Source organism: Hyphomonas adhaerens MHS-3, assembly GCF_000685235.1.
GTDB lineage: Bacteria > Pseudomonadota > Alphaproteobacteria > Caulobacterales > Hyphomonadaceae > Hyphomonas > Hyphomonas adhaerens.
Window position 1 is genome coordinate 598,228 of sequence record NZ_ARYH01000001.1, and the last position, 22,661, is coordinate 620,888.

The 22,661-nt window shown below is 63.5% G+C and carries 28 protein-coding genes and 1 tRNA gene; 13 read left to right on the forward strand and 16 right to left on the reverse strand.

Annotated elements, in window-relative coordinates; translation table 11 throughout:
* Positions 1–74: 74 nt before the first annotated feature.
* On the reverse strand, positions 75–746 hold the full coding sequence (locus HAD_RS02900) for an OmpW/AlkL family protein (RefSeq protein WP_035569342.1): 672 nt from the start codon (positions 744–746) through the stop codon (positions 75–77).
* A 292-nt stretch (positions 747–1,038) separates the two neighbouring features.
* On the opposite strand from HAD_RS02900, the gene HAD_RS02905 reads away from it, so the two are divergent.
* Together HAD_RS02905 and HAD_RS02910 are read left to right on the forward strand one after the other, a co-directional pair.
* On the forward strand, positions 1,039–2,172 hold the full coding sequence (locus tag HAD_RS02905; protein WP_035569343.1) for an iron-containing alcohol dehydrogenase: 1,134 nt from the start codon (positions 1,039–1,041) through the stop codon (positions 2,170–2,172).
* Positions 2,173–2,185: 13 nt separating this feature from the next.
* Positions 2,186–2,860 carry a DNA-3-methyladenine glycosylase I gene (locus HAD_RS02910; protein WP_035569344.1) on the forward strand — a complete coding sequence of 225 codons (675 nt, stop codon included), beginning with the start codon at positions 2,186–2,188 and terminating at the stop codon, positions 2,858–2,860.
* A gap of 18 nt (positions 2,861–2,878) precedes the next feature.
* Here the strand turns inward: HAD_RS02910 and HAD_RS02915 are convergent, their stop codons facing one another.
* Positions 2,879–4,318 carry an 8'-apo-carotenoid 13,14-cleaving dioxygenase gene (locus HAD_RS02915; RefSeq protein WP_035569345.1) on the reverse strand — a complete coding sequence of 480 codons (1,440 nt, stop codon included), beginning with the start codon at positions 4,316–4,318 and terminating at the stop codon, positions 2,879–2,881.
* Between the two features lie 84 nt (positions 4,319–4,402).
* On the opposite strand from HAD_RS02915, the gene HAD_RS02920 reads away from it, so the two are divergent.
* Together HAD_RS02920 and HAD_RS02925 are read left to right on the forward strand one after the other, a co-directional pair.
* On the forward strand, positions 4,403–4,975 hold the full coding sequence (locus tag HAD_RS02920) for a TetR/AcrR family transcriptional regulator (RefSeq protein WP_206741241.1): 573 nt from the start codon (positions 4,403–4,405) through the stop codon (positions 4,973–4,975).
* Between the two features lie 47 nt (positions 4,976–5,022).
* On the forward strand, positions 5,023–5,445 hold the full coding sequence (locus HAD_RS02925) for a hypothetical protein (RefSeq protein WP_051595878.1): 423 nt from the start codon (positions 5,023–5,025) through the stop codon (positions 5,443–5,445).
* A 7-nt stretch (positions 5,446–5,452) separates the two neighbouring features.
* On the opposite strand, the gene HAD_RS02930 is transcribed toward HAD_RS02925, so the two are convergent.
* Positions 5,453–5,794, reverse strand: a complete 342-nt coding sequence (locus tag HAD_RS02930; RefSeq protein WP_035569347.1) for a hypothetical protein — start codon at positions 5,792–5,794, stop codon at positions 5,453–5,455.
* Between the two features lie 238 nt (positions 5,795–6,032).
* Between HAD_RS02930 and HAD_RS02935 the strand changes: the two genes are divergently transcribed.
* On the forward strand, positions 6,033–7,319 hold the full coding sequence (locus tag HAD_RS02935) for a polyhydroxyalkanoate depolymerase (RefSeq protein WP_035569348.1): 1,287 nt from the start codon (positions 6,033–6,035) through the stop codon (positions 7,317–7,319).
* Here the strand turns inward: HAD_RS02935 and HAD_RS02940 are convergent.
* Complete coding sequence (locus tag HAD_RS02940) at positions 7,316–7,927, reverse strand: hypothetical protein (protein WP_035569349.1); 612 nt, start codon at positions 7,925–7,927, stop codon at positions 7,316–7,318. The two genes, HAD_RS02935 and HAD_RS02940, sit on opposite strands and share 4 nt — an antisense overlap.
* A 145-nt stretch (positions 7,928–8,072) precedes the next feature.
* On the reverse strand, positions 8,073–8,873 hold the full coding sequence (locus tag HAD_RS02945; protein ID WP_051595879.1) for a ZIP family metal transporter: 801 nt from the start codon (positions 8,871–8,873) through the stop codon (positions 8,073–8,075).
* Positions 8,874–9,025: 152 nt separating this feature from the next.
* Here HAD_RS02945 and HAD_RS02950 point away from each other — a divergent pair, with 152 nt between their 5' ends.
* Genes HAD_RS02950 through HAD_RS02965 form a run of 4 tightly spaced genes read left to right on the forward strand, consistent with a single transcriptional unit; the run spans position 9,026 to position 12,405 of the window.
* Positions 9,026–9,664, forward strand: a complete 639-nt coding sequence (locus HAD_RS02950; protein ID WP_035569350.1) for a ZrgA family zinc uptake protein — start codon at positions 9,026–9,028, stop codon at positions 9,662–9,664.
* Positions 9,664–10,374: an ABC transporter ATP-binding protein gene (locus tag HAD_RS02955; RefSeq protein ID WP_035569351.1), complete on the forward strand. Its 711-nt coding sequence runs from the start codon at positions 9,664–9,666 to the stop codon at positions 10,372–10,374. The genes HAD_RS02950 and HAD_RS02955 overlap by 1 nt, the downstream gene beginning before the upstream one ends.
* Positions 10,371–11,639 (forward strand): ABC transporter permease, encoded by a 1,269-nt coding sequence (locus HAD_RS02960; protein WP_035569352.1) that lies wholly within the window; start codon positions 10,371–10,373, stop codon positions 11,637–11,639. The genes HAD_RS02955 and HAD_RS02960 overlap by 4 nt, the downstream gene beginning before the upstream one ends.
* A 55-nt stretch (positions 11,640–11,694) precedes the next feature.
* Positions 11,695–12,405 carry a DUF3299 domain-containing protein gene (locus HAD_RS02965; RefSeq protein ID WP_035569353.1) on the forward strand — a complete coding sequence of 237 codons (711 nt, stop codon included), beginning with the start codon at positions 11,695–11,697 and terminating at the stop codon, positions 12,403–12,405.
* A 16-nt stretch (positions 12,406–12,421) separates the two neighbouring features.
* Here the strand turns inward: HAD_RS02965 and HAD_RS02970 are convergent.
* Positions 12,422–12,508, reverse strand: a tRNA-Leu gene (locus tag HAD_RS02970).
* A gap of 86 nt (positions 12,509–12,594) precedes the next feature.
* Here HAD_RS02970 and HAD_RS02975 point away from each other — a divergent pair.
* Together HAD_RS02975 and HAD_RS02980 are read left to right on the forward strand one after the other, a co-directional pair.
* Complete coding sequence (locus HAD_RS02975; protein ID WP_035569354.1) at positions 12,595–13,236, forward strand: exopolysaccharide biosynthesis protein; 642 nt, start codon at positions 12,595–12,597, stop codon at positions 13,234–13,236.
* Positions 13,237–13,284: 48 nt separating this feature from the next.
* Entirely contained in the window at positions 13,285–13,803 is a 519-nt protein-coding gene (locus HAD_RS02980) for a disulfide bond formation protein B (protein WP_035569355.1), read from the forward strand.
* On the opposite strand, the gene HAD_RS02985 is transcribed toward HAD_RS02980, so the two are convergent.
* Complete coding sequence (locus HAD_RS02985) at positions 13,800–14,822, reverse strand: SDR family oxidoreductase (protein WP_035569356.1); 1,023 nt, start codon at positions 14,820–14,822, stop codon at positions 13,800–13,802. The two genes, HAD_RS02980 and HAD_RS02985, sit on opposite strands and share 4 nt — an antisense overlap.
* A 64-nt stretch (positions 14,823–14,886) precedes the next feature.
* Positions 14,887–15,819 (reverse strand): DMT family transporter, encoded by a 933-nt coding sequence (locus HAD_RS02990; RefSeq protein ID WP_051595880.1) that lies wholly within the window; start codon positions 15,817–15,819, stop codon positions 14,887–14,889.
* Between HAD_RS02990 and HAD_RS02995 the strand changes: the two genes are divergently transcribed.
* Positions 15,818–16,102 (forward strand): hypothetical protein, encoded by a 285-nt coding sequence (locus HAD_RS02995; RefSeq protein ID WP_035569357.1) that lies wholly within the window; start codon positions 15,818–15,820, stop codon positions 16,100–16,102. The two genes, HAD_RS02990 and HAD_RS02995, sit on opposite strands and share 2 nt — an antisense overlap.
* 3 nt (positions 16,103–16,105) lie before the next feature.
* On the opposite strand, the gene HAD_RS03000 is transcribed toward HAD_RS02995, so the two are convergent.
* The 8 genes from HAD_RS03000 to ykgO form a co-directional block, all read right to left on the reverse strand.
* Positions 16,106–16,987: an SDR family NAD(P)-dependent oxidoreductase gene (locus HAD_RS03000; protein WP_156942140.1), complete on the reverse strand. Its 882-nt coding sequence runs from the start codon at positions 16,985–16,987 to the stop codon at positions 16,106–16,108.
* 77 nt (positions 16,988–17,064) lie between these two features.
* On the reverse strand, positions 17,065–17,919 hold the full coding sequence (locus tag HAD_RS03005; RefSeq protein WP_035569359.1) for an SDR family oxidoreductase: 855 nt from the start codon (positions 17,917–17,919) through the stop codon (positions 17,065–17,067).
* 24 nt (positions 17,920–17,943) lie between these two features.
* A complete protein-coding gene (locus tag HAD_RS18720; protein WP_035569360.1) occupies positions 17,944–18,519 on the reverse strand; it encodes a hypothetical protein in 576 nt (191 codons plus the stop codon).
* A 38-nt stretch (positions 18,520–18,557) separates the two neighbouring features.
* Positions 18,558–18,818: a DUF2312 domain-containing protein gene (locus tag HAD_RS03015; protein WP_051595881.1), complete on the reverse strand. Its 261-nt coding sequence runs from the start codon at positions 18,816–18,818 to the stop codon at positions 18,558–18,560.
* A 65-nt stretch (positions 18,819–18,883) separates the two neighbouring features.
* Positions 18,884–19,825, reverse strand: a complete 942-nt coding sequence (locus HAD_RS03020; RefSeq protein WP_035569361.1) for an alpha/beta fold hydrolase — start codon at positions 19,823–19,825, stop codon at positions 18,884–18,886.
* 4 nt (positions 19,826–19,829) lie between these two features.
* The gene (locus HAD_RS03025) at positions 19,830–20,366 is read right to left on the reverse strand and encodes a tetratricopeptide repeat protein (RefSeq protein WP_035569362.1); all 537 of its coding nucleotides are present in this window, start codon (positions 20,364–20,366) and stop codon (positions 19,830–19,832) included.
* A 56-nt stretch (positions 20,367–20,422) separates the two neighbouring features.
* Positions 20,423–21,031 carry an HAD family hydrolase gene (locus HAD_RS03030; protein WP_035569363.1) on the reverse strand — a complete coding sequence of 203 codons (609 nt, stop codon included), beginning with the start codon at positions 21,029–21,031 and terminating at the stop codon, positions 20,423–20,425.
* A gap of 31 nt (positions 21,032–21,062) precedes the next feature.
* Positions 21,063–21,188, reverse strand: coding sequence for a type B 50S ribosomal protein L36 (ykgO, locus tag HAD_RS03035; protein WP_029086471.1), 126 nt, complete (start codon positions 21,186–21,188; stop codon positions 21,063–21,065).
* Positions 21,189–21,299: 111 nt separating this feature from the next.
* On the opposite strand from ykgO, the gene HAD_RS03040 reads away from it, so the two are divergent.
* Positions 21,300–22,658, forward strand: coding sequence for a lytic murein transglycosylase (locus HAD_RS03040; RefSeq protein ID WP_241765284.1), 1,359 nt, complete (start codon positions 21,300–21,302; stop codon positions 22,656–22,658).
* Positions 22,659–22,661: the final 3 nt, after the last annotated feature.

Genomic DNA, 22,661 nt, shown 5'->3' on the forward strand with positions numbered 1-22,661 from the left:
TGTCCGGGGAAGGACACGGCCAAGTTACTAAGTCTTCCGCAAGAAAAGGGATAACGCGGAAGCTCAGGGAGAGCTTAGAATTTGTAGCCGAAGCCGAGACCGACAACGGTCGGGTTGATATCGACATCGGCATCGACGGCGACGCCAAGCGCTGTGGCGAAATTCACTGTGACATCAGGATTGATCCAGATCTTCTTGACGTCGGCATTGAAGGCCCAGCCACCCGGAACCCCATCCAGGTCGTAGTCGAAGCCGACCTGCAGCGCCGGACCGAAGCTCGGATCGTAATCGATGCCGTCTGCAACATTGCCTTCGTCTTCGTTGAAGAAGAACGTGGCGTTCACGCCGGCACCGACATACGGCTTGAACTTGCCGCCATTGTCGAAGTGATACTGAAGCGTCAGCGTCGGCGGCAGGAGCCACACATCGCCGAGGTCAACATCCGCTCCGCCGACAGCAGAAACATTCGTTGCCTTCACATCGTGCGGGGTCACCCCGAGGATCAGTTCAGCTGCAACATTCTTGTTGAAGAAGTAGGTGATATCGAGCTCAGGCACATACTGGTCGCTGATGTCGACACTGCCACCGAGCGGCGCACCGGCCACCGACAGGTCAGCCGACTCGCTCGGCAACACACCGATAACCCGTCCGCGGATCATCCACGGATTGTCATCAGCTGCTGCGACCCCCGCAACAGTCGTCCAAGTTGTGCTCGCCAGGAGCGCGGCAACGAAGAGGCGTTTCATGTCTTTCCCTCCATGAAAAGAATACCAATGACCGGGAGATAGACCCCTGTTTTTTAGAAGAATATTGGCCAGTTTGACGCGCGCCGAGGTGCCGCGCGACACGGGCGCGCAATTAGGTATTTCCCCGAATTGTGAGTTTCAGGCGCCCGGAGCAAATTCACAGAACGCAACCTTTAATGGCGCAGAAGTTCGCTTCACGCCGAGCGAAACGCCGCATCACCCGGCGAAAGGCTTGCGTCGCCCCCTTCTCCCCCGCAAAAGTGCGTCCTCAAGAGCCTGAGGAGCCCCACACATGCCCGTTATGACCTTCCTGACAACCTGCATATTCGACTCCGGCGCGCTGAAGCAGCTGCCGAACGTCGCAAAGAGTCTGGGCATCACACGCCCCTTCATCGTGACCGACCCGGGCATCAAGGCCGCCGGTCTCATGGCGAAAGTGGAAGATGCGCTCGGCATGGCTCCGGCGGGCGTCTTCGCCGACACCGTCCCGAACCCGCTCGAATCCCAGGCCAAGCTGGCCGCTGAAGCCTACAAGGAATGCGGCGCGGACGGCCTGATCGCTGTCGGTGGCGGGTCCTCCATGGACCACGCCAAGGCCATCGGCCTGCTGGTCAGCCATCCCGATCCGCTGGAAACCTATGCCGCGATCTCGGGCGGCGCCAAGAAGATCAAGAAGATCCCGCCGCTGATCGCCATTCCGACGACGGCCGGCACGGGCTCTGAAGTCTCTGTCGGCACCGTGGTGATCCTGGAGAACGGGCGCAAGGAAACCATCGTGTCCCCGAACCTGATCCCGGCGACCGCGATCTGCGATCCGGACCTGACGCTCGGCCTGCCGGCCGGCCTGACCGCCGCGACCGGCATGGACGCCCTCACACACTGTATCGAAGCCGTGCTGGCCCCGGCCATCAATCCGCCTGCGGAGGGCATCGGCTATGATGGCGCCTATCGTGCGTTTGGCGAGGGCTGGCTGAAAAAAGCCGTTCAGGACGGCTCGGATCCGGATGCCCGCTGGAACATGATGATGGCCAGCTATGAAGGCGCGCTTGCCTTCGTGAAGGGGCTTGGCGGTGTGCACGCGCTGTCTCATGCGGCCGGACGCCTGAAAGACAAGAAGCTGCACCACGGTACGCTGAATGCGGTTTTCCTGCCGCATATCCTGCGCTTCCATGAAGGCGCCGCCGACGCCAAATATGCGCGCCTGCGCCAGGTCATGGGCCTGAAGGAAGGCGCTGACCTCGCCGACGCGATCGCGAAACTGAACGAGGATCTCGGCATTCCGCCCACGCTGAAGGAAATGGGTCTTGGCATGGAAGACGCCGAAGGCATCGTGGAATACGCGTTGAAAGACCTTGCGCACTTCGGAAATCCGAAGCCTATGAGTGCAGACGATTATGCGAAGGTCTACGAGACCGCGCTCGGATAAGGGACATAAGCTCATGGCGCGAAAGTTCGCCCCGATCCTGAAGATGGCCGCCGGTCATCATGGCGGACGGGCGAACGCGCTGGAGATGTCGCAGAACACGCATGCGGTGGCGGACCTTTCGAAAGTGTCCGCCGACCGTTTGCTCTCCGTCATGACACGCTGCGTGTTCAATGCCGGGTTCAACTGGAAAGTCATCGAGGCCAAATGGGACGGGTTCGAGGCGGCCTTCGAAGGCTTCGACCCCGGCAAGCTCGCCTTCTTCGGGGAGGAGATGCTCGATCGTCTGGTCTCGGACGAACGCATCGTCCGCAACGGCCAGAAGATCAAGGCCACGCTGGAAAACGCGAAACTCGTCGCAGACATCGAAGCGAAGGAAGGCGGTTTCGGCCACTTCCTCGCCAGCTGGCCGGCGGACGACCAGCTTGGCCTGATGACCGAACTGCACAAGCGCGGATCCCGCCTTGGCGGAGCAACGGGCGCCTATTTCCTGCGCTTTGCGGGGTGGGACGCCTGGATCGCCTCATCCCATGTGTGTGCGGCACTGGTCCGCGAAGGCGTGCTGGACAAGCCGCAGGCCACCTCGAAGCGTGACCTGACCGCACTACAGACCGCGATCAATGATTACCATGATGGCAGCGGCCTGCCCCGCGCCCAGATCAGCCGCCTGCTCGCGATGAGCGTCGGCTGACCCGGGCCTGCGTCCCCCTCACGCCTGCGGAACGAAATTGCCGTGGAAGCCGGGCGGGATGCGGTAAGGAATATGGACTTCCGCAACCGGCGGCGCGGTGAAGTTCGCGGCGTCCAGAATCACGAAGTCCGATGTGCCGTCCTCGACATTGCTGACATAACCGATCACCCAGCCTTCGTCTTCGGCGGCCGCTTCATGCGCCGGGACGAACACGAATTCGGCGGGCACCCGGCCAGGGCCGAAATCGTGCACCTCCCGTTTGCCTGCCGCAAGATCATGCTTGAACAGGCGCGTCTCGCCGAGAAATCCGTCATCCACCTTTTCCGGCAAAGCCACGGTGTAGGCATAGCGATAGGGCTTGCCGGTCAGGCGTTCATCATAGCGCGGAAATTCCTGCGGCGCCGCGTCGATCACCTCGCGGGTGACCTGCCCGGCCGCCGGATCAATCGTCAGGGACTCGAATTTCGCGGTCGGCGAATCCGGGCCGTGGCCATGGGTATCGAACATGGTCTCGTAGACGCAGGCATCCATGACGACCTTGCCGTCTTCGGTCTCGTAGGCATTGGCGGGGTGGAAGATGTAACAGGGGTCGACATCGCACCAGATGATCTCGTCCCCCCTGCCCTCGTGCGGCAACAAGCCGATGCGCGCCTTGTGTTTCGGGTTCCAGCGGAAGGGGAAGCTCGCCCCGCCCATCAGGGCCGACATGGAAAACGTCACCGGCAGGTCCATCACGATCACATAGGAGGGCGTGATCTGGCAGTCATGGATCATCGGGCCGTTCTTTACGGCGATGGGTTCGTTGCGGCGAACATGCCCGGAAGTGTCCACAACCGTGTGCCAGATCGTGTCCGGGTGCTGGGCCTCGTAACAGATGGCATGCATCTCGCCGGTCTCCGGATCGAGATGCGGGTGGGCGGAATAGGATTCGCCCAGCGTGCCATCGAAATCCGAATGGGCGACGGTTTTCAGATCGTCTGCCATCTCAACCGGATAGCCGCCTGCCTCGACCACGGCCCACAGCTTGCCGGCATGTCCGACAATATTGGTATTGGCGACATCCGTACGCGGATGGCGTGGCCCGGGCGCACGCGGCTCTCCCAGCGCGTCACTCACGGCATTGGAGCGGACCCAGCGATTGCGGTACCAGAGTGGCTTGCCGTCCTGCAGGCGGATGCCATGCACCATGGCGTCGCCGATGAACCAGTGATGGGTGGCGGCGTTGACATTGGCCAGCGGGTTCGGCCCGTTGCGCACATAGAGCCCATTGAGCGCAGCCGGAACTTCCCCGGTTACCTTCAGCGCTGTGTCGGTCACTTCCTCGCTCACCGGGGTGTGCATGCCTTCCAGGAAAGGGTTGGGCCCTTTTGACTTCTTGCGTTCGCGATTGAAACCGGCGATGGCCACGACGCCTTTGGTAACGACGCCTCGAATGGCAGATTCAACAGGGCTGGGCATGATCAGTGACTCCGTGTCGCGTTGCGGGAATAGAGAATCTATGTTTACAGTGATAACATGACATCAGATGATAACACTGTCAACATGAAGCCGCGCGAGGGCCGCTACCATCATGGCGACCTGCGGTCTGCTCTGATCGAAGAAGGTCTCGCCCAGCTGGACGTGAAAGCGCCGGATGCCGTCAGCCTGCGCGAGATCGCCCGCAATGTCGGCGTGTCGGCAACGGCGGTGTACCGGCACTTCCCCGACAAGGCCGCGCTTCTGAGCGCGCTGTGCGGCGTTGGCGGCGAACGCCTGGCCGAAGCGTTCCGGGAGGCAATGTCCGGCGCGGACGAGCAGAGGGCGGCGTTCCGGGCCATGGGCCGGGCCTATGTGAAATTCGCCCTGCGCAACCCGTCTGTCTTTCGCCTGATGATGACGCAACGCCCGCCGGAGGGGGACCGGAACGAGACGCCCTGCGCCACGGACGAACCCTTTGGCATGCTGTCGGACACGCTCAACGCGCTGATGCCCGCCGACACCTCGCACGCCGACCGCAAGATCAAGCGGCTGCAGGCCTGGTCGATGGTGCATGGCCTGGCCATGCTGATGCTGGACGGACAGGTTCCCCGGGACGAGGCGCTGGTCGATCAGGTCATCGTCGCCAGTTTTCTTTAGACGGACGACCCCTAGGCCAATCCGCGAATCCGGCGCATATTCTGCCCATGTTCCAGAACCTTGCTGCACTCGCCTCCAATTTGGGTCTTATTTTCTCCGCCCTGGCGATCGGATCGTCATGGGTGGCGGCCATTGCGGCGCCGAATTGCAGCTTCGAGGAACTCGACGGCAGCCGCGCCGACCGGCATGTGCGCGAATTGCTACACGCCACCTCCACGCCGATTGCCGGCATGATGCTGGCCGCCGGGGCGTGCTTCCTGCTGGCAACCCATTGGGCCGCGGGCGTCACCGCCCTGCTGGCCGCGTTCGGCTTCTATTCAAACCGCTGGATGCTGGCGCCAAAATCCGGCAAGGCCCCGCACGGTTCGCGCACCAGCCGCAAGGGCCAGCGGGCCGTCTCGGTCAGCCTGTCGCTGATCTTCATGCTGGTGGCGATCATCGCCGCGATCCTCGGCATGGTCGGGATCTGAGTCTGGCTCACTCGTAGACCAGCCACATGCAGCCAAGCTCATGCAGGCGGCGGAAATTGTCCGTCGAGCGCCGGGCGGCGTTGCGCGCCGCTTCGCCCGCAGACTTGCGGTTCACGGCCAGCATCAGCACGCAGGCCGCAAGGCCGACAAAGAACATCCACCAGGCCACCGTGATCGTGCCGACCCCGCCCACAAAGCAAAGACCGTAAGCGAGGGCATCCAGCGAGCGAAAGCGCAGACCGTTAAACGCGCCGAACTCGTTCAGCAATTGGGGGTGTTTGTGCAGGGCTTCTGCATCGATGGCGAAGCACTGGCCGCCCGCATGATTGAACATAACGGCCCGGGTCATACGCCCGCCCTGATGCGGATTTGGTGCGCATTTAAGGAACATGGAGAGGCCTCTTCGCCGGTTGAAGCCTAAAAACTAGCAGCTGCTCCTTAACCCGGAACGGGCGGGAAATTGAAAGTTTCAGGCAAATTCAATCGGTTGCGTTAACCCCCCGGTAAGGCGCGTGGCTGGCGAATCCATTTGCCACATTTGTTTCATGGACATATGCTGCGCTGCAACATGGAAGGCTGGTAAAGCAATGCTCTACTCCTTTGTCGAAATGAACCGTGCCGCGATGGCGCCAATGCGTATGGCCGTACGCGCAGGCCGCATGGCGATGCATTCTTCGATCAACCCGATCGCGAAGACGGAATACGGCAAGGCGCTCACCGCCTTTGCGGACGTGTTCGAAAGCGCCACCCGCTATTATGGCAAGCCCGAATGGGGCATCGAATCGGTCAAGATCAACAGCGCGCCCGTGCCGGTCACCCCGACGGTCGCCTGGCGGTCGCCCTGGTGCAACATGGTCCACTTCCGCAAGGATCCGGACGCTCTGGCATTTGCCCGCAAGCCGGGCGCTGCCCCCCTGCCCCGCATGCTGATCGTGGCGCCGCTGTCCGGCCACTATGCCACCCTGCTGCGCGGAACGGTCGAAGGCTTCCTGGAGACGCATGACGTCTACATTGCCGACTGGTCCGATGCGCGCATGGCGCCGGTCTGGCTCGGCCGGTTCGATCTCGATGACTATATGGACCATGTCCGCAAGATGATCTCGCATATCGGCCCCGGCGCGCATGTTCTGGCGGTCTGCCAGCCCGGCCCGCCGGTCCTGGCCGCGATCTCGATGATGGCGGAAGACGATGATCCGAACCGTCCGGCCTCGATGACCTTCATGGGGTCACCCATCGACACCCGTCGCAGCCCGACCGTGCCGAACGAGCTGGCCGAGGAGCAATCCTTCGAGTGGTTCCAGGAAAACATGATCTACACCGTGCCCGGCCCTTATCCGGGGGTCTTCCGCCGGGTCTATCCGGGCTTTGTGCAGCTCGCCTCGTTCATGAACATGAACTGGGGACGGCATGTCGACGCGCAATGGCGCTTCTTCAACCATCTGGTCGAAGGCGACGGCGACAATGCCGGCAAGCACCGCGAATTCTATGACGAATACCTCTCGGTCCTCGACATGACCGAAGAGTTCTACCTGCAGACCATCCTGCGCGTGTTCCAGGAACACCACCTGCCGCGCGGCATCATGAAATATCGCTATTCGCGCCAGATCCGGCCCGAGAAAATCCGCGATGTGGCGCTGATGACGGTCGAAGGGGAAAAGGACGATATTTCCGGCATCGGCCAGACGCAGGCGGCGCACGATTTGTGCACCCAGCTGCCGAAGGAAATGCAGCTGGACTACATCCAGCCGGGCGTCGGCCACTACGGCGTCTTCAACGGCAATCGTTTCCGGACGGAGATCGCCCCGCGCGTCACCGAATTTACCCGGCGCTTTACCCATCGCGAGCTGGACGAAGCCGCCCTCGACAAAGTCTAGCTGCGGTTCAGCCGGGTCGTCAGGCAGTCTGCAGGCAGGCCCGGGTCTGCGGCATCCGGCGTGCGCAGATAGGCCTCGGCCTGCGCCATGGCCGCTGTTTCCGCGGTGTTACCGCCCTCTGACAGATCGACCTCGCCCAGGGTTTCTTCCCCGGCGCACGACAGGCCCTCAAGGCGGATCACACCGTTTCCGGCAGCGTGCAGGCTGACCGCGAAGGGCAGTTCAGGCCCGTAGGGCACGGCCACATAATCTTCCAGCACAGCCCCGGCATGCGCAGCCGGGGTGTAATGCACCTTGTAGACGAGCCCCGTTTCCAGCCGCTGCACGGTAAACCTGGTCCGCAGGCTTCCCAGCCAGTCGATCATGGCGCGGTTGCGTGCGGCCTTGGCGCGGTCCTGCTTCAGCGTGGCAAACGCGTCTGCCACCTCGGCCAGCGGATCGAGCATAACACCCGGCCGGGCATTCGGGTGCACCACGCTGGCGGGCGGCATCAGGCCGGACCCGTTCGGCCCGCCCGCGACATTGTACTGGCCATAGGTGAGACAGGCGGTGATCCCGGACGCCAGCGCGGCAGACGACATCTTGGCCAGGAGGGGCAGGGTCAGCATGGGACGAGAGTCTCCGGTATTCCGAGACTCTGCTTGTCCTCCGATTTCGTAAACAGAGCCCTTCCGCCCAAATTGCATCTGCCCTCACCTTTCCCGCTCGCTGGGGAGGCTGGTGCAAGGGATGTGCCTTCGGCGGCGCGCCGGACTAGTGCGGAAGGTGATCGTGCGAAAGGTCGTGCGGGGCCGGGGCGATGTGCCCGCCCGCTTCTTCATGCGGGTGCAACGGCATCAGCGCCATCAGGATGGCGAGGCCCACACCGGCACTCAATGCCATCAGGCTGCGCATCGGCGGCTCCTCGCCCAGCGGCGCCATCAGCGGGCCGGTCGCGACGTAGAGAAGGAGGCCGGCGGAGATGGCGAACAGGCTGCCGATAATGTCCGGCGTCAGGCCGTACATGAAGGGCGTTGCCACGATCACGCCCAGCGGCGTGGTCACGGCCGAGGCGAGGAAGGCCCAGATGAACGCCTCGCGGTTGGAGAAGCTGTGCCGGCGCAGGATGGCGAAGGCGATCACGCCTTCCGGAAACTCGTGCAGCATCAGCGACGCTGCGGCATAAACGCCCGAGGAGAAGCTTGCGGCGAAGGTGACCGAATAGATCATCCCGTCCAGCAGGGAGTGGATCGCCACGGCCGCCAGGGGCGTGATGGCCCCCGCCTGCCCCCGGTCGGAGCTTTCCGGGAACAGCGCCCCGATCCCGAAATGCAGGCCGAGGCCGCCAAAGAAACCCACCATCAGGAAGACCGGCGTGTGGGCGCTGAGTTCAAAGGCTTCCGGGGCAATGTGCAACAGTGTCAGGCTGACCAGCATGCCGCCTGCGGCCAGCGCGAACAGGCCGGAATAGCGCGCACTCCAATCCCCGCGCACGGACACCGAGATCAGGCCAAGCGTGGTAATAAAGGCGGCGGTCAAGCCGAACAGGAGTGGGGCCTGGAGAGAATCGAGCATGTGTGCGTAAACCGGCGGCGTTGTGAAATTGGCAGAAGGACTTCTGCAAGCTCCGCCTTGATTAAATGTGATATAGTATCACTATTGCTTTCGCGACAATAATTATTGACCTTTCTGCACTTATCCACTGTGTGGCGCACCGGAGGCCCACAATGATTTCATTCCGTTTCTGGCCGGTTGCGGCCGTGTCCGCGGCCAGCCTGCTGACCCTTGTTGCCTGCGGCCCGTCCAGCGCGCCCTACGAACCTCCGCCACCTGCCTCGCAATCTGACCAGCAAGCCGAGCTGCCTGACGCCGCCCTTGCGGTCGCCGCAGACAGCCCCGTTGCGCCGGCGGCAGTGACCAAACTCGAAGCGGCCCATGAGGATGAAGCAGGCCATGCCGGCGAACCGCACGTGCATGGCGGCGGCGATCTCGCGATCACGCGGGAAGACGATTTCCTGACCGTGAGCCTCGATGCGCCGCTCGCCAATTTCGGCCTGTCGGAAACGAAAGTGCCTGAAGGCAAGAAGGCCGAGAAATTCGCCGAAGGCATCGTTGAGCCGATCGGGCCGACGACCTGCGAAGAGACCGAACGCTCCATCACCGGGCGTACCGACGGCACGCATGGCGCGATGACGGTCTCGGTCGCCTGGCGCTGCAAGAAGATCGACCGGGTGGAAGGCATGCTGGTGCATGTCTTTGAACTCTACCCGGCCTTCCAGCATATCGATGCGATCTATCTCGGCCCGGACGGCCAGCAGGTCGCCAAGGAACTCACCCCCAACGATACAGAGATCGATTTCGACTGATGTTGCCTGACGCCCCGAGCACGGATGCCATCCGGGTTGAAAGCCTTCGCTTTGCCTGGCCGGATCATCCACCGGTGCTGGATATCGACCGCTTCACCCTCGCCCGCGGCGAAAAACTGTTCCTGCGCGGACCGTCCGGGTCCGGAAAGTCCACTCTGCTCGGCCTGATCGCCGGGGTACTCAGCCCGGAAACCGGCACGGTCAATGTGCTGGGCAACGACATGGCCACGCTCAGCGCCGCAAGGCGCGACCGGGTGCGGGCCGACCATCTGGGCGTCATCTTCCAGATGTTCAACCTGGTCCCGTACCTGTCCGTGACCGGGAACGTTACGCTGCCGCTGCACTTCTCCCCGGCCCGGCGCGCACGGGTCGGCAAGGATACTGAGGGCGAAGCCCGCCGCCTGCTCGGCCGGCTGGGCCTGACCGATGCCACCCTGCTGGACCGGCGCGTCTCGGACCTGTCCGTTGGCCAGCAACAGCGCGTCGCCGCGGCCCGTGCCCTGATGGGCGGGCCGGACATCGTGATCGCGGATGAGCCGACCTCGGCCCTCGACGCCGATGCCCGCGACAAGTTCATCGAATTGTTGAGCGAGGAGGCCGGACGCACGGGCGCCGCGCTCCTGTTCGTCAGCCATGATGCCAGCCTCGCCGGGCAGTTCGACCGAGCGGTGGATCTCGCCGACATCAACAAGGTGGGGGTGAGCGCATGAAGGCCCTGTTTGCCCTGGCATGGAAAAGCCTGCTGAACCGGCGGGCCTCCGTGATGCTGACGCTTCTGGCTGTGGCGCTGTCGGTTGCCCTGTTCCTGGGGGTCGACAAGGCCCGCACCGGGGCACGCGAAGGCTTCGGCCACACGATTTCCGGCACGGACCTGATCATCGGCGCCCCCACGGGAAGCGTGAACCTGCTGCTCTACTCCGTCTTCCGGATGGGCAATGCGACGGCGGAGATTTCCTGGCCCACCTACCAGGAACTGGCTGCGCGGGACGACATCGCCTGGACGGTGCCGATCTCCCTCGGCGACAGCCATCGCGGCTTCCGCGTGATGGGGACGGACCATTCCTATTTCGAACATTACCAGTATGGCCGCGGCGAATCCCTACGCTTTGCCAAGGGCAAGGAAATGGACGACCTGTTCGATGCCGTGATCGGCGCTGACGTCGCCCGCGAGCTTGGTTACGATCTCGGCACACCACTGGTCCTGTCCCACGGGCTCGGCAAGGCCGATTTCGGATCAGGCCACGAGAACCGGCCGTTCCGCGTTGTCGGCATTCTCGCACCAACGGGCACACCGGTCGACCGGACCGTGATCGTCTCGCTCGAAGCCATTACGGCCATCCATGTCGGCTGGGAAACCGGCGCGAAGAACCCGATGGCCGATTCGATCACCGAAGACATGATCCGCGGCTTCAACCTGACGCCCAAGACGATCACGGCAGTCTATGCCGGGCTGAAGCGCAAGGGCACGATCCTGCGCACGCGGCGGGAGATCAACACCAACAAGGGCGAGCCGCTGATGGCCATCATTCCCGGCGAGGCCCTGGCCCAGCTGTGGAGCGTGACCGCCATGGCGGAGCGCGCCCTGATGGCGGTGTCGATCTTCGTCATCGCAGTCGGTGTCGTCTCGATCCTGACGTCCATCCTGACCAGCCTGAACGAGCGGCGGCGGGAGATGTCCATCCTGCGGGCGGTTGGCGCCCGGCCGGGACATATCTTCGGCCTGCTGACGCTGGAGGCCGGCCTGATCGGCTTTCTCGGCGCCCTGCTCGGCATTGTGATCGTGCATGGCCTGATCCTGATCGCCGGGCCGATCATCATGCAGCGGTATGGCATTTCCCTTGGCGGGACGGGCCCCGGCATGACCGACCTGCTGACGCTGCTGGCCGTCACCGGCGCCTCGTTGCTGGCGGGGGCCATTCCGGCCTGGGCCGCTTTCCGCAGATCCCTCGCTGACGGACTGTCCGTGAAGTTGTAGCAAGGTTGTCGAACCCGTCTGGCACATCCCTCCCTGAAAGCCTAAGAAAACAGTCATGAAGCGCTCTCTCATCCTCCCCGCCCTCATCCTGATCAGCCTGTCGCCCGCTTGCGGCCAGACCACGGCGCCCGCCGCCGATGCCGAAACGCCTGCAGAAGCAAGCGTGGAAACAAGCGCGGACGCCTCCACCGCCCCCGCCGGGCCGCAGGTCGGCGACAAGATCGGCGAAAGCGATGCAGAAAAGGCGGCGAAGGATGCGTCCGTTGCCGCCGCCGCGGCAGAGGCCATGCGCGAGCAGGAAGAAATCAAGGCCCGCGGCGTCACGGAAATCGGCTGGGAAGACCTGATGCCGGAAGGCGAGGAAGAGCGCCTGCAGAAGATGTATGCCGCCCAGATGGCGACGCTCTACTCCATCCAGGAAGGCTCTGCCGCCGACACGGCCGTTCAGATCGGCTCGTTCAACACGGTCGACACCTATGACGGCAAGAAGATCCGCATGCCGGGCTACACTGTGCCGTTTTCCTATGATGCCAAGGCCGAGATCAGCGAATTCCTGCTGGTGCCTTATTTCGGCGCATGCATTCACGCCCCGCCGCCGCCGCCGAACCAGACGATTTTCGTGCGGACCGACGATCCGATCCTGCTGAAGGATTTGCCACAGGCCGTCTGGATCGAAGGCACGCTTCATGCACAGAAGCAGGAAAGCGACCTCGCGGACGCTGCCTACATTATCGATCTGTCGCGGGTGGAGAAATACGAATACTGATGGCACGCGGACGTGCTGGTACCTCTGGCCGGACTCGAACCGGCACTCTGTTGCCAGAAACGGATTTTGAATCCGTCGCGTCTACCAATTCCGCCACAGAGGCCCTTATCGGGAAGGCTCTCCTGCCCGAGCAGGGCCTGCCCGTCAATCTATCCCGGGCGGCATAATTACAGGACGTATTGAACAGGCATGGATGTCACCAACGCGGAAAACGAGAAAACCCTGCTCCAGATCGTCGAGGCGATGGCCGCCGGCGCGCCGGAAGACGGGTACACGCTGCGGCAGATTTTCGACCATCTGGACGAAAGCGCGTTCGGCGCGGGCCTGTTCCTGCTGGCCCTGCCCTGCTGCATTCCCTTCCTTTATGGCGTGCCACAAGTGGTCTCTCTGCCCATGATGGCGCTCGCCGCACAGATGGCCCTCGGCCATGAACAGCCCTGGCTGCCGGACGCGCTGGGCAACCGCCGGATCGACCGCAAGGGCCTGACCGCCATGGCCCATGGCGGCCGGAAATGGCTCGGCTGGATCGAGACATTCTCAAAGCCCCGCTTCACGATGATTACCGGCCCCAGGTCCGAACGCCTGCTCGGCTTCGTGCTCTGCATCTTCTGCGCGTCCATCCTGGTGCCGCTGCCGATGACCAATACCGTCCCCGGCTTTGCCGTGGCGCTTGCCGCGTTCGGCCTGATCAACCGGGACGGTTTCCTTGTCATCATCGGCGCCATTCTGGGATTTGTCTGGGTGTCCTCATTGCTGATCCTCGGCCCGACGGCTGTTCTGGCTGCCATCCATTTCGGGAAGGACTGGCTCACGGGATTGTTTGGCTCGTGACGCTGCGCCGCACTTTTGCTGTCGAGACAGCGTGCTAGCGTACCAACGATGCTCTTCCTGAAAGGCCTTCTCAAGGACTGGAAATGGCCGGTCGCCGCAATTGTGGTGTCCGCCCTGATGCTTGCAGCCGCCCATGCCTTCGAGACGTTCGGCCATCTCTATCCCTGTCCGCTCTGCCTGCGCCAGCGGGAGGTCTACTGGGCCCTGATCGCCATGACACTGACCGGCCTTGCCCTCTGGAAGGTCCGGCCGACCCGGCGCTTCCTGGTGGCGCTGAACGTGTTGATTGGCCTTGTCTTCGGGGTCGGCGTGGTCGTCGCCTTCTATCATTCCGGCGTGGAATGGAAGATTTTCCCGCCTCCGGCCGGTTGCGCAGGCGGCGGCGAGATTGATCTCATGAACATGGAATCGCTGGACCGGCCGATGACCGTGCCATCCTGCACCGATGCCCCCTTCTACATCCTCGGCCTGTCCATGGCCGGGTGGAACGGCGTCGTCTCTGCCATCCTCGCCGCCGCCAGCTTCATCGCCGCCGGCGCGACGTTCAGAGGCCGTAATGAGGCCTAGACCACGTTCAGGTCGATCAGGGTCTGCGCGCTCTCGATGATCGCTTCTTCCTCGGTGCGCGGCGTCCAGCCGAGCACGCGGCGGGCTTTCTCGTTCGAACAATGCCGTTCGCGGCCCAGCTCCGGCACGACGGCCTTCAGTGGCGGATTTACTAGTGTCAGCACCTTCAGCAGCCAGTCCGGCAGTTCGCCCTTCGGCAGCTTCTTCTGGTAGTCCGGGAATTTCTCGCGCAGCACATCGGCCACTTCGCTCATCCACATGAACCGGCCGGATGCCAGGAAGCGTTCGCCCGCCGCTTCGGGCACAGTCATCGCCTTCACGTGCGCATCGGCGACATCGCGTACATCGACAACGCAAAAGCCGACCCGCGGCGAGGCCGGGGCCTTGCCGGTCATCAACTGGGTGATGATCTGCAGCGACGTCGAGACATCGGCGCTCATGGCCGGGCCAAGCACGGCGGACGGGTTGATGACCGAAAGCTCCATTCCGGCGCCCTCCCCGGCCATATAGTCCCAGGCGGCTTTCTCCGCGATCGTCTTGGAGCGGGTATAGGCCGTGTTGTCCTTCATATCGTCGGGATTGGACCAGTGCTCTTCGGTCAGCGGGTTCGGCCGGGCATCGCCCCAGCCATAGGCGATCGCCGCCATGGACGAGGTCATCACCACGCGCTTCACGCCCGCCGCCTTCGAGGCCTTCAGGACGCGCAGGGCGCCGTCACGGGCCGGCCGGATCAGCTCATCATGGTCTTTCGGCATCACCGCGAGGAAGGGAGACGCGAGGTGCTGGACATAGTCCATGCCTTCCACGGCCTCCGCCCAGCCGGCATCGCTGTTCAGATCCGCCTCGACGATGTCGATATGGAGCGGGCTGCCGGCATAATCGCTCAAAATCGTGTTCAGGGGCGTTTCCCTTGAAGCGGAACGCGCCGTACCGCGAACCTCGTGGCCAGCTTCCAGCAATTGGTGGATGACATGCCCGGCAATAAAGCCGGTCGCGCCGGTAACGAGAACTTTGGCCATGTGAGTCTCCCTGATCTGATGTGACTAATGAACGATTTCGCCACTATTCACAAGGGAAGACGTATCAGGCCCGTCTGGTCTGGCGCCGCTTTTGCCGTTCCCGCAGGGTGATATAGGCCGTGGCGCCGATGATGATGCCCGTGCCGACCCAGGTCCACGGCCCCGGCAAGGCCTTGAACAACAGCCAGTCCACCGTCGCCGCCATCGGCAGGCGCAGATAATCGATCGGCGACAGGAACGAGGCGTCCCCGATCGCCATGCCCCGGATGTAGAAATACTGCCCGGCCACGCCGCATCCGCCCATCAGCGTAATCAGCGCCCAGTCCTGCCAGGACGGCATGACCTCCGGCATCTTCCACAGGGCCAGCGGCAGAAGCATCGCCGAGGAGAGCAGGTTCGCCCAGATCAGCAGCGTGACCGGCCGGTGATTGCGCGAGAGCAGCTTCACCAGCGTGATCGCGCCGGCCATGCAGAAAGCCGCCGCAAGCGCCAGCAGCGTGCCGAGGCTGACGCCTGCCTCCGGCTGGGTCATGATGAGAACGCCGACAAAGCCCGCCAGCGTCGCGCCCCAGCGGTGCCAGCCGACCGTCTCCTTCAGCAGCGCCGCCGCCAGCACCGTGATGAACATGGCGCGCGAGAAACTGATCGCGTTGAACTCCGACAGCGGCAGACCGAACTGCGCCGAGACCGCGTAGAAGCTGAAAATGAACCCCATCGTCCCGAACAGGCTGCGCAGCAGAACCAGGCCGGGCCGGTGAATGCGCATGACGCCCCAGCCCTGCTGAAGAATAACCGGCAAGGTCAGGATCAGGGCGACGAACGACCGGAAGAAAGCCAGGAAGCCGGGGTCGTAATGGGCCGATTGAAGCTTGGACAGCGTCAGGAACGCGGTGAAGACGAGGCCCGAGGCCGTCATCCAGAGTGCACCTTCCAGGTTGCGGGGTTCTTCAGCCGCACTAACCTCGGCGACACCTGATTGATCGGGACTGACTGCCATGACCGCCTTTACGCCTTCCGAAGTCGACGAGATCGACGCCCTGTGGCGCAGCCTGCCGCCGGATCACATGTGGACCGGATGGGCCGCTGCGGGCGAGTCCCCCGATCAGATCTGGATCTTCCGCACCCGCGCCCACTGGCGCCGCTTCCCGTTGTTCAAGACCGAAGAAGGCTATGCCCTGTCGGACGAGAAAGGCCGCCGGCTGATCCGAGCCGCCTCCCTGCAGGAATTGCTGTCCGCTGTCGAGGCCATACCCGGCCTCGACCCGGACCGCAGCCGCTGACCCCTATTCCTGTTGTGCCTTCATGGCTTCGGCCATCTGTTCGGCCTGTTCCGGCGTAATGCCCAGCGCTTCGAGGACCGGCCCGCCGGCCGATTCGTCCCAGGAGTGGCGCGGGCCGACCGTGATGCCGCCATCGACAGTGAACTGGCTGCCGGTGATGAACTCTGACGCATCGGAGGCGAGGAAGGCCGCCATCTCGGCAATATCCTTGCCCTTGCCGGTCCGGCCAGCCGGCTGCATTGATCCGCCCTGCTGGGCCAGCATCTCCGCCATCTGGTCAGCCACTTCCCGCGACATGCCGAGGGACGCCCCGAAGATCGAGGTTGCAATAAAGCCCGGCAGGATCGCATTCACGCGGATCTTGTATTTCGCAACCTGCGCGGCGGCGATGCGCGAGAAATGCGCGACACCGATCTTGGCCACCGAATAGGTGATCGGGGCCCAGCCGGCTTCCAGCGCACTGATCGAAGACGTGTTGATGATGGAGCCGCCGGAGTCCTTCATGTGCGCCACGGCATATTTGGTGCCGAAGAAGACCTGCTTGAGCAGCAGGTCCATCGTCTTGTCATAGCCTTCTTCGTCCAGCTCCTCGATATCGGCCGGGGTGCCGCCGCTGCCGGCATTGTTCCAGACCACATCGATCTTGCCGAAATGGCTGACGGCGCCTTCCATCAGGGCTTCCAGCTCAGCGAGGTCCAGCACGTCGCAATGGATGTAGCGGACGGTATCCGTACCAAAGCGCGTTTCCAGCGCGCGGCCCTTTTCGTCCTGGATGTCGGCGGCGATCACTTTCGCACCGGCCTCCACAAAGGTCTCTACGCCTGCCAGGCCAATGCCGCTTGCTGCACCTGTGATTACGGCAACCTTGCCGCTGAGATCCGCCATGATGTTTTCTCCCTTTTCGTTCGGGCATCATGCACGGGGGTTCCGTGTGGTCCGTCAAGCGAAACCTGACAGGGGCGTCACGTTTTCTTCAATCCGAAACGGCTCCAGAAGATACGGTCCAGCAACCGCTTGGGCAGGCGGGTCGGAATGGTCCAGTTGGTCAGTTTGTCCGGCACCGGCGCGTAGCGCGCTTTGGGTTTGTCGGCGGACAGCGCGGTTTCGATATAGCCGGCAATGTCTTCCGGCGTCAGGCCGGTCCGGCCGCCCGACAGCATCACCTCTTCGAACCGTTTCAGCGACCCGGCCCAGTCGCTGGCGGCATAGGGGCCTTCGGTATTGTCCTGCTCGGCCTTGTCCCAGATCGGTGTCTTCACGGAGCCGGGCCCGATGGCGATCGCATCGATGCCATAGATGACCAGCTCGCGGCGCAGCGTATCCGTCATCGCCTCCACCGCATGTTTGGTGGCCGTATACGCACCGAGGAAGGGCGAGGCGAGCCGGCCGCCAACGCTGGTGATATTCACGATCCGGCCGGGCGGCCCTGTGCGCGCGGCATCAGATCCCAGCAGCGGCACGAAGGCTTGCGTCATGGCCAGCAGGCCGAACACGTTGACCTCGAAGTGCGCCCGGAAATCCTCCATGGGCTGGATGGCCAGCGGGCCCATTTTCGCAATGCCTGCATTGTTGACGAGACCGGCGAGGCGTTCGCCGCCCAGCGCAGCCGCGACCGTCTCGGCCGCAGCCTCCACCTGGTCCGGTTTCGTCACATCAAGGAGGATCGGGCGAAGGTCACCGGAGGCGCCCTGCGTCAGCGCCTCGCCATCGGCCTGTTTGCGTACCCCGGCAAAGACCCGCCAGCCATTCGCCGCCAGGTGACGCGCGGCCCCTGCCCCGATTCCGGTCGAGGCACCGGTAATGACGACTGTCTTCATGGCCTTGCTCCCTATGTCCGGAGCTTAGCTGTCAGGCTCCGACTTTCCCCCATCTATGACACGGAATACCGGCCGCCCTGCGGGGCGCTTCGGTGCTGGGGCTTTATCCTCATACGCATCGGACCCGGAATCGGACGTTTCGTCTTTCGGGACGGCCCTGAGCACAGGCTTGCCGCGTGGCACCGGCTGAGAGGAAGGATCTGGCGAGGGCACTGGCGGCGGCGTCTCGGCGGCCTCCTCCTCGATGTCATCATCTATCTGGCGTACACGCGGGGTGGCGCGCTTTGCGAAGCTGCCTTTTGAGGATTTCCTGTCCGGCCCGGCCTTGTTGCCAAAGCCTTTGCGGCCCTTGCCGCGGGCCTTCTTGTCGATCTCTTTCAGCTTCACCTGCTGCAGGGCCGACAGCGCTTCGCCGTCGCTGCCCTTCATCGGGTCTGCGAACGCCGAGCCGTATTTCTCGATCCGCTCTTCGACTTCTTCCAGGAACTCGCGCTCCCAGTCGGACAGGGGCGGCCCCTTGCCCTGTTCGGCAAGCTCTGCGGCCTTGCGCAATTTGCGCAGCGCCGCCCGCTTCTTCCGTTCGTCGACATCCCGGCCCATGGAACCAGTTTAGGCCGATCGGGAGGTTCTACAAAGCCTCAGGCTTCACCCAGCGCGAGCAGGTAGGTTTCGAGCATCATTTCCTGCTCTTCGCGGTCCGACTTGTCTATCTTGCGCAGACGCACCACCTGGCGCAGCGCCTTGGTGTCGAACCCGAAGGACTTGGCCTCGGCATAGATCTCCTTGATCTGCTCGGCGACCTCTTTCTTCTCTTCTTCCAGGCGCTCAATTTTGGCGACCGTCTGGCGCAGCTTCTCGCGGCTTGCTTCGGTGAGGTTCTCGATCGGGGCGTCGTCCATGAGGAACTCCAGTTATTGGCCAGCACGTGGCAGAATCGGAATCGGATACGAAAAGGAGCCGCGTCTTAGCGGGTCTCCGGCGAACTGGCCAGACGCCGGATGGCATCGGCGACGTCTGGTCCGTGCTGGTGATGAGGCATGTGGCCTTCTTCCGGCAGGATGATCAGGTCAATGTCGGTCTGTTTCTTCAGGCGGGCGGTGTGTTTGGCCGGCGTGATCACCGTATCCTTGCTGCCTGAAAAGACTGTGATTGGGACGGACAGCTCGCCATAGCGTTTCGACTGTTCGCCAAGTTCCCGGTCCAGCACGCGCACGTCGCGGGCATTGGCCCGGAAGGCGGCCGGCCGGAACAGGAGGCCGATCCCGGATTTGTCGTAATAACCTTCCGGTGCAGGCGACGGATCGAACACGCCGCCGATTCCCGCCTCCACCTGGGCAGGCCCGACCAGCGGCACGACCTGGCTGAACGCCGGGCCGATCAGGCGCGAGGACGCAAACCGGTTGTACCAGGCATGGCCTTCCCCGCCCCAGTCATGCGTGACCGGGGCCAGCAGGACGAGGCCTTTGACCAGGTCCGGCCGGTCGAGCGCGAGGCGCAGCGCCACAGCCCCGCCAAAGGAATGGCCCACCACGACAGCCCGCTCGCCCGGGGCCAGCGTGTCCAGCACGCCGGCCATCTGCGCCGCCTGGACGCCCAGTGTCTCGGCCCCCGGAGGCCGCCGGGAATGACCGTGGCCCGGCCGGTCCGCCATCAGCACACGGAATTCCTGTTCCAGCCTTGGCGCCAGCGTCCAGGTGAACTCGCGCGCATTGGCACTGGCCCCATGGATCATCAGGACCGGCGGCCCGGCCTTGCCCGCCTCAAGCACGTGAACGCCATATCCGCCCACATCGACCCGCTGCCCGGAGGCAGGATGCGCCTTGTGGATACGGGAGGTGTAGGCACCCGAGGCGAGACCGGCCGCGGCCCCGAGACCTGCCAGGGTTATGGCGGTTGCCGTTAGCAAGATGTCAGAGCCCCTGCCCTTCGGCGACCTTGGCGAGGCGTTTCTCCGCCTGCAGCCCGTCGCGCATATAGGGATAGATCGCCAGCGCCTCGCGCCAGGCTTCCAGCGCCTGGTCGTTGGCGCCCATCGTCTCGAAGATGGAGGCGAGCCCGGCCCAGGCCCCGAAATGGCGTGGCTCCAGCTTGAGCGTCTCGTTCAGGTCGCGCAGCGCTTCGGGGAAGTTTTCTTCGGACAGGAATATGCCCGCCCGGCGGAACCAGGCCTGCGGATTGTCCGGCTTGATCATGATGGCGCGGTCGTAAAAGGTCCGCGCCGTTTCGGTATCGCCGATCATCTGCGCCTCGACACCGCGCTGCATGATCATGTCGACCGTGGCCGAGCCGGATTCCATCCAGGAGGCCCAGATATCCTGCGCGGCATCATTCGCCTCGCTTTCGCTGGGCGCGGTCTTCAGTTTCTCGAACATCTCGTCCGTCGGCACGGCCAGCGCAGGCAGGCCGGCGGTCACGAAGACAAGGGCAAGGAGGAGGGCTCTCAGCATGGGGGCGATACTACCTGTCCAATACGGCCGGGCAATGTCCTCTTTCTGTCAGACTGTCAGAGGAGGCCTTCTGCCTTCAGGGCAGCTTCCAGCCCGTCAGCAGAGCGGAAGTGGTGCGTGCGGAAGCCGAGCGCATCGGCGGCGGTGATGTTTTTCTCGCTGTCGTCGATGAAAAACACCTCGTCCGGCGCCGGGCCGCCCATGACGTCCAGCGTGTGCGCGAAGATGGCGGGGTCGGGTTTTACGAGGCCGATATCGCCGGAAACCACCGTGCGGCGGAACCGTTCCACCAGCGGGAAATGCTCCCGCATCAGCGGCCAGGTTTCCGATGGCATGTTGGAAAGGGCGTAAAGCGGCACCCCGCGGGCCTCCAGCCGGTCGATGAGATCCGGCGTGCCGTCGATATAGCCGTCGAACATCTCGATCCAGCGCCCGCCCCAGGCCCGGATTTCGGCTTCGTATTGCGGGTATTGCGCAATCAGCGGCGGCGCATTGTCGGCAAAGCTGACGCCCGCATCGTGGCGGGTGTGCCAGGCCATGCTGCAGATTTCGGAAAGAAACCGCTCGCGCTCGTCCGCGTCAGGCAGGAGGCGCGAATACAAACGGGCCGGCTCCCAGTCGAGCACGACCCGTCCAAGATCGAAAAGAGCAATCCGGCCGGTCATTTTCCCGCCTTATTGCCCCTTCACGCTCCGCTTAGCCTTGCTTAGCTTTGAAGCGCGGATCGGTCTTGTTGATGACATAGACCTTGCCCTTGCGGCGCACGATCTTGCAGTCGCGGTGGCGCGACTTGAGCGATTTGAGAGACGAACGGACTTTCATGGGATGGCCCCGTGGGTCATAAGGAATTGGAAAGCGGTGCGAGTAATGAATCCGGTCATCAGAGTCAAGGACACGCGCTGCCATGCGCGGCTGTTTTCAGGAGCATACAAAGTGGCAAGCTACGCGATCGCGCGCTCGCACATCGCCGGCGCGGCAATTCTTGCCGGCCTGCTGGTCTCCTGTGCGCACAGCCCGCAGGCCTCCCCGGGCACCCCGGCCCCGCCACCCCCAGCGACCAGCCAGCCGCCTGGCCAGCCAGCGCCGGACACCGGACCGATCAGCTACAAATCCACTGGAAACAGTGACATGGACGCATGGCGCGCGGATTTTTCCGCCCGTGCCATCGCTGCCGGGCATGACCGGGCGATCGTCAAATCCTTCCTTGAGAACATCCGGCCGCTGGATCTTTATCTCGGCTCGTCCTTCCAGGCCGCAGCCGTCGGCGTCGGTGACCAGGCCGAATTCGCCAAGCCGATCTGGGACTATCTTAAAGTGCCATTGGGCAGCAGCCGCGTCTCGAATGGTGCGTCGCACCTCGCAAACGAGGCCCAGCTTTTCGCCGCCATCGAAGCGAAATACGGCGTCGATGCGGAATACATTGCCGCGATCTGGGGCATGGAGTCCTCTTTCGGCGCCGTGATCGGCAATTTCGACGGGCCGAACACGCTGGCCAACATGGCCGTGGAGGGCCGCCGCAAGACGTTCGCCGAGCGTGAATTGCTGACCCTGATGAAAATCGTCGAACGCGGCGATGCCCACCGGGAGGAACTGATCGCCGGATGGGCCGGGGCGATGGGCCAGACCCAGTTCATGCCGTCGACCTATTATGCCTATGCACAGGATTTCGATGGCGATGGCGAAAAGGACATCTGGAAGAATGAAGGCGACGCCCTCGCCTCAGCGGCCAATTACCTGAAATCCTCCGGCTGGTCGCCCGGCCAGCCCTGGGGCATCGAGGTGATCGTGCCATCCGGGTTCGACTTCTCGCTGGCGGACGGCAATGAGCGCCGGATGGAGACCTGGCGCGGCTATGGTCTGATCCCGATCCGGGGCGGCGATTTCCAGACCGGCGGCGCCGAATATGCCGAACTGTGGCTGCCGGCCGGCGCGACCGGGCCGAAATATCTTATCTTCAACAATTTCAAGGTGTTCAAACGGTACAACAATGCCGATTCCTACGCGCTTGCGGTCGGCCTGTCGGGCGATGCCTTTACCGGCAAGAAAGTGCCTGTCGCCGTCTGGCCGACGGACATCGCGCCGCTGACCGTAGCCGAGATCAAGATCCTGCAGGCGGGGCTGAACGCGCGCGGCTTCGATGCCGGGGTCGTCGACGGCATTCCGGGCCGCAAGACACGCACAGCCTTGCAGGGATTCCAGAAATCCCGGGGCGTTGTGGCGGACGGCTACCCGACCAAGGAGATGCTGGCGCTGGTCACGGGCCAGACCGCCGGTACGGCCTCGACCAACTGACCG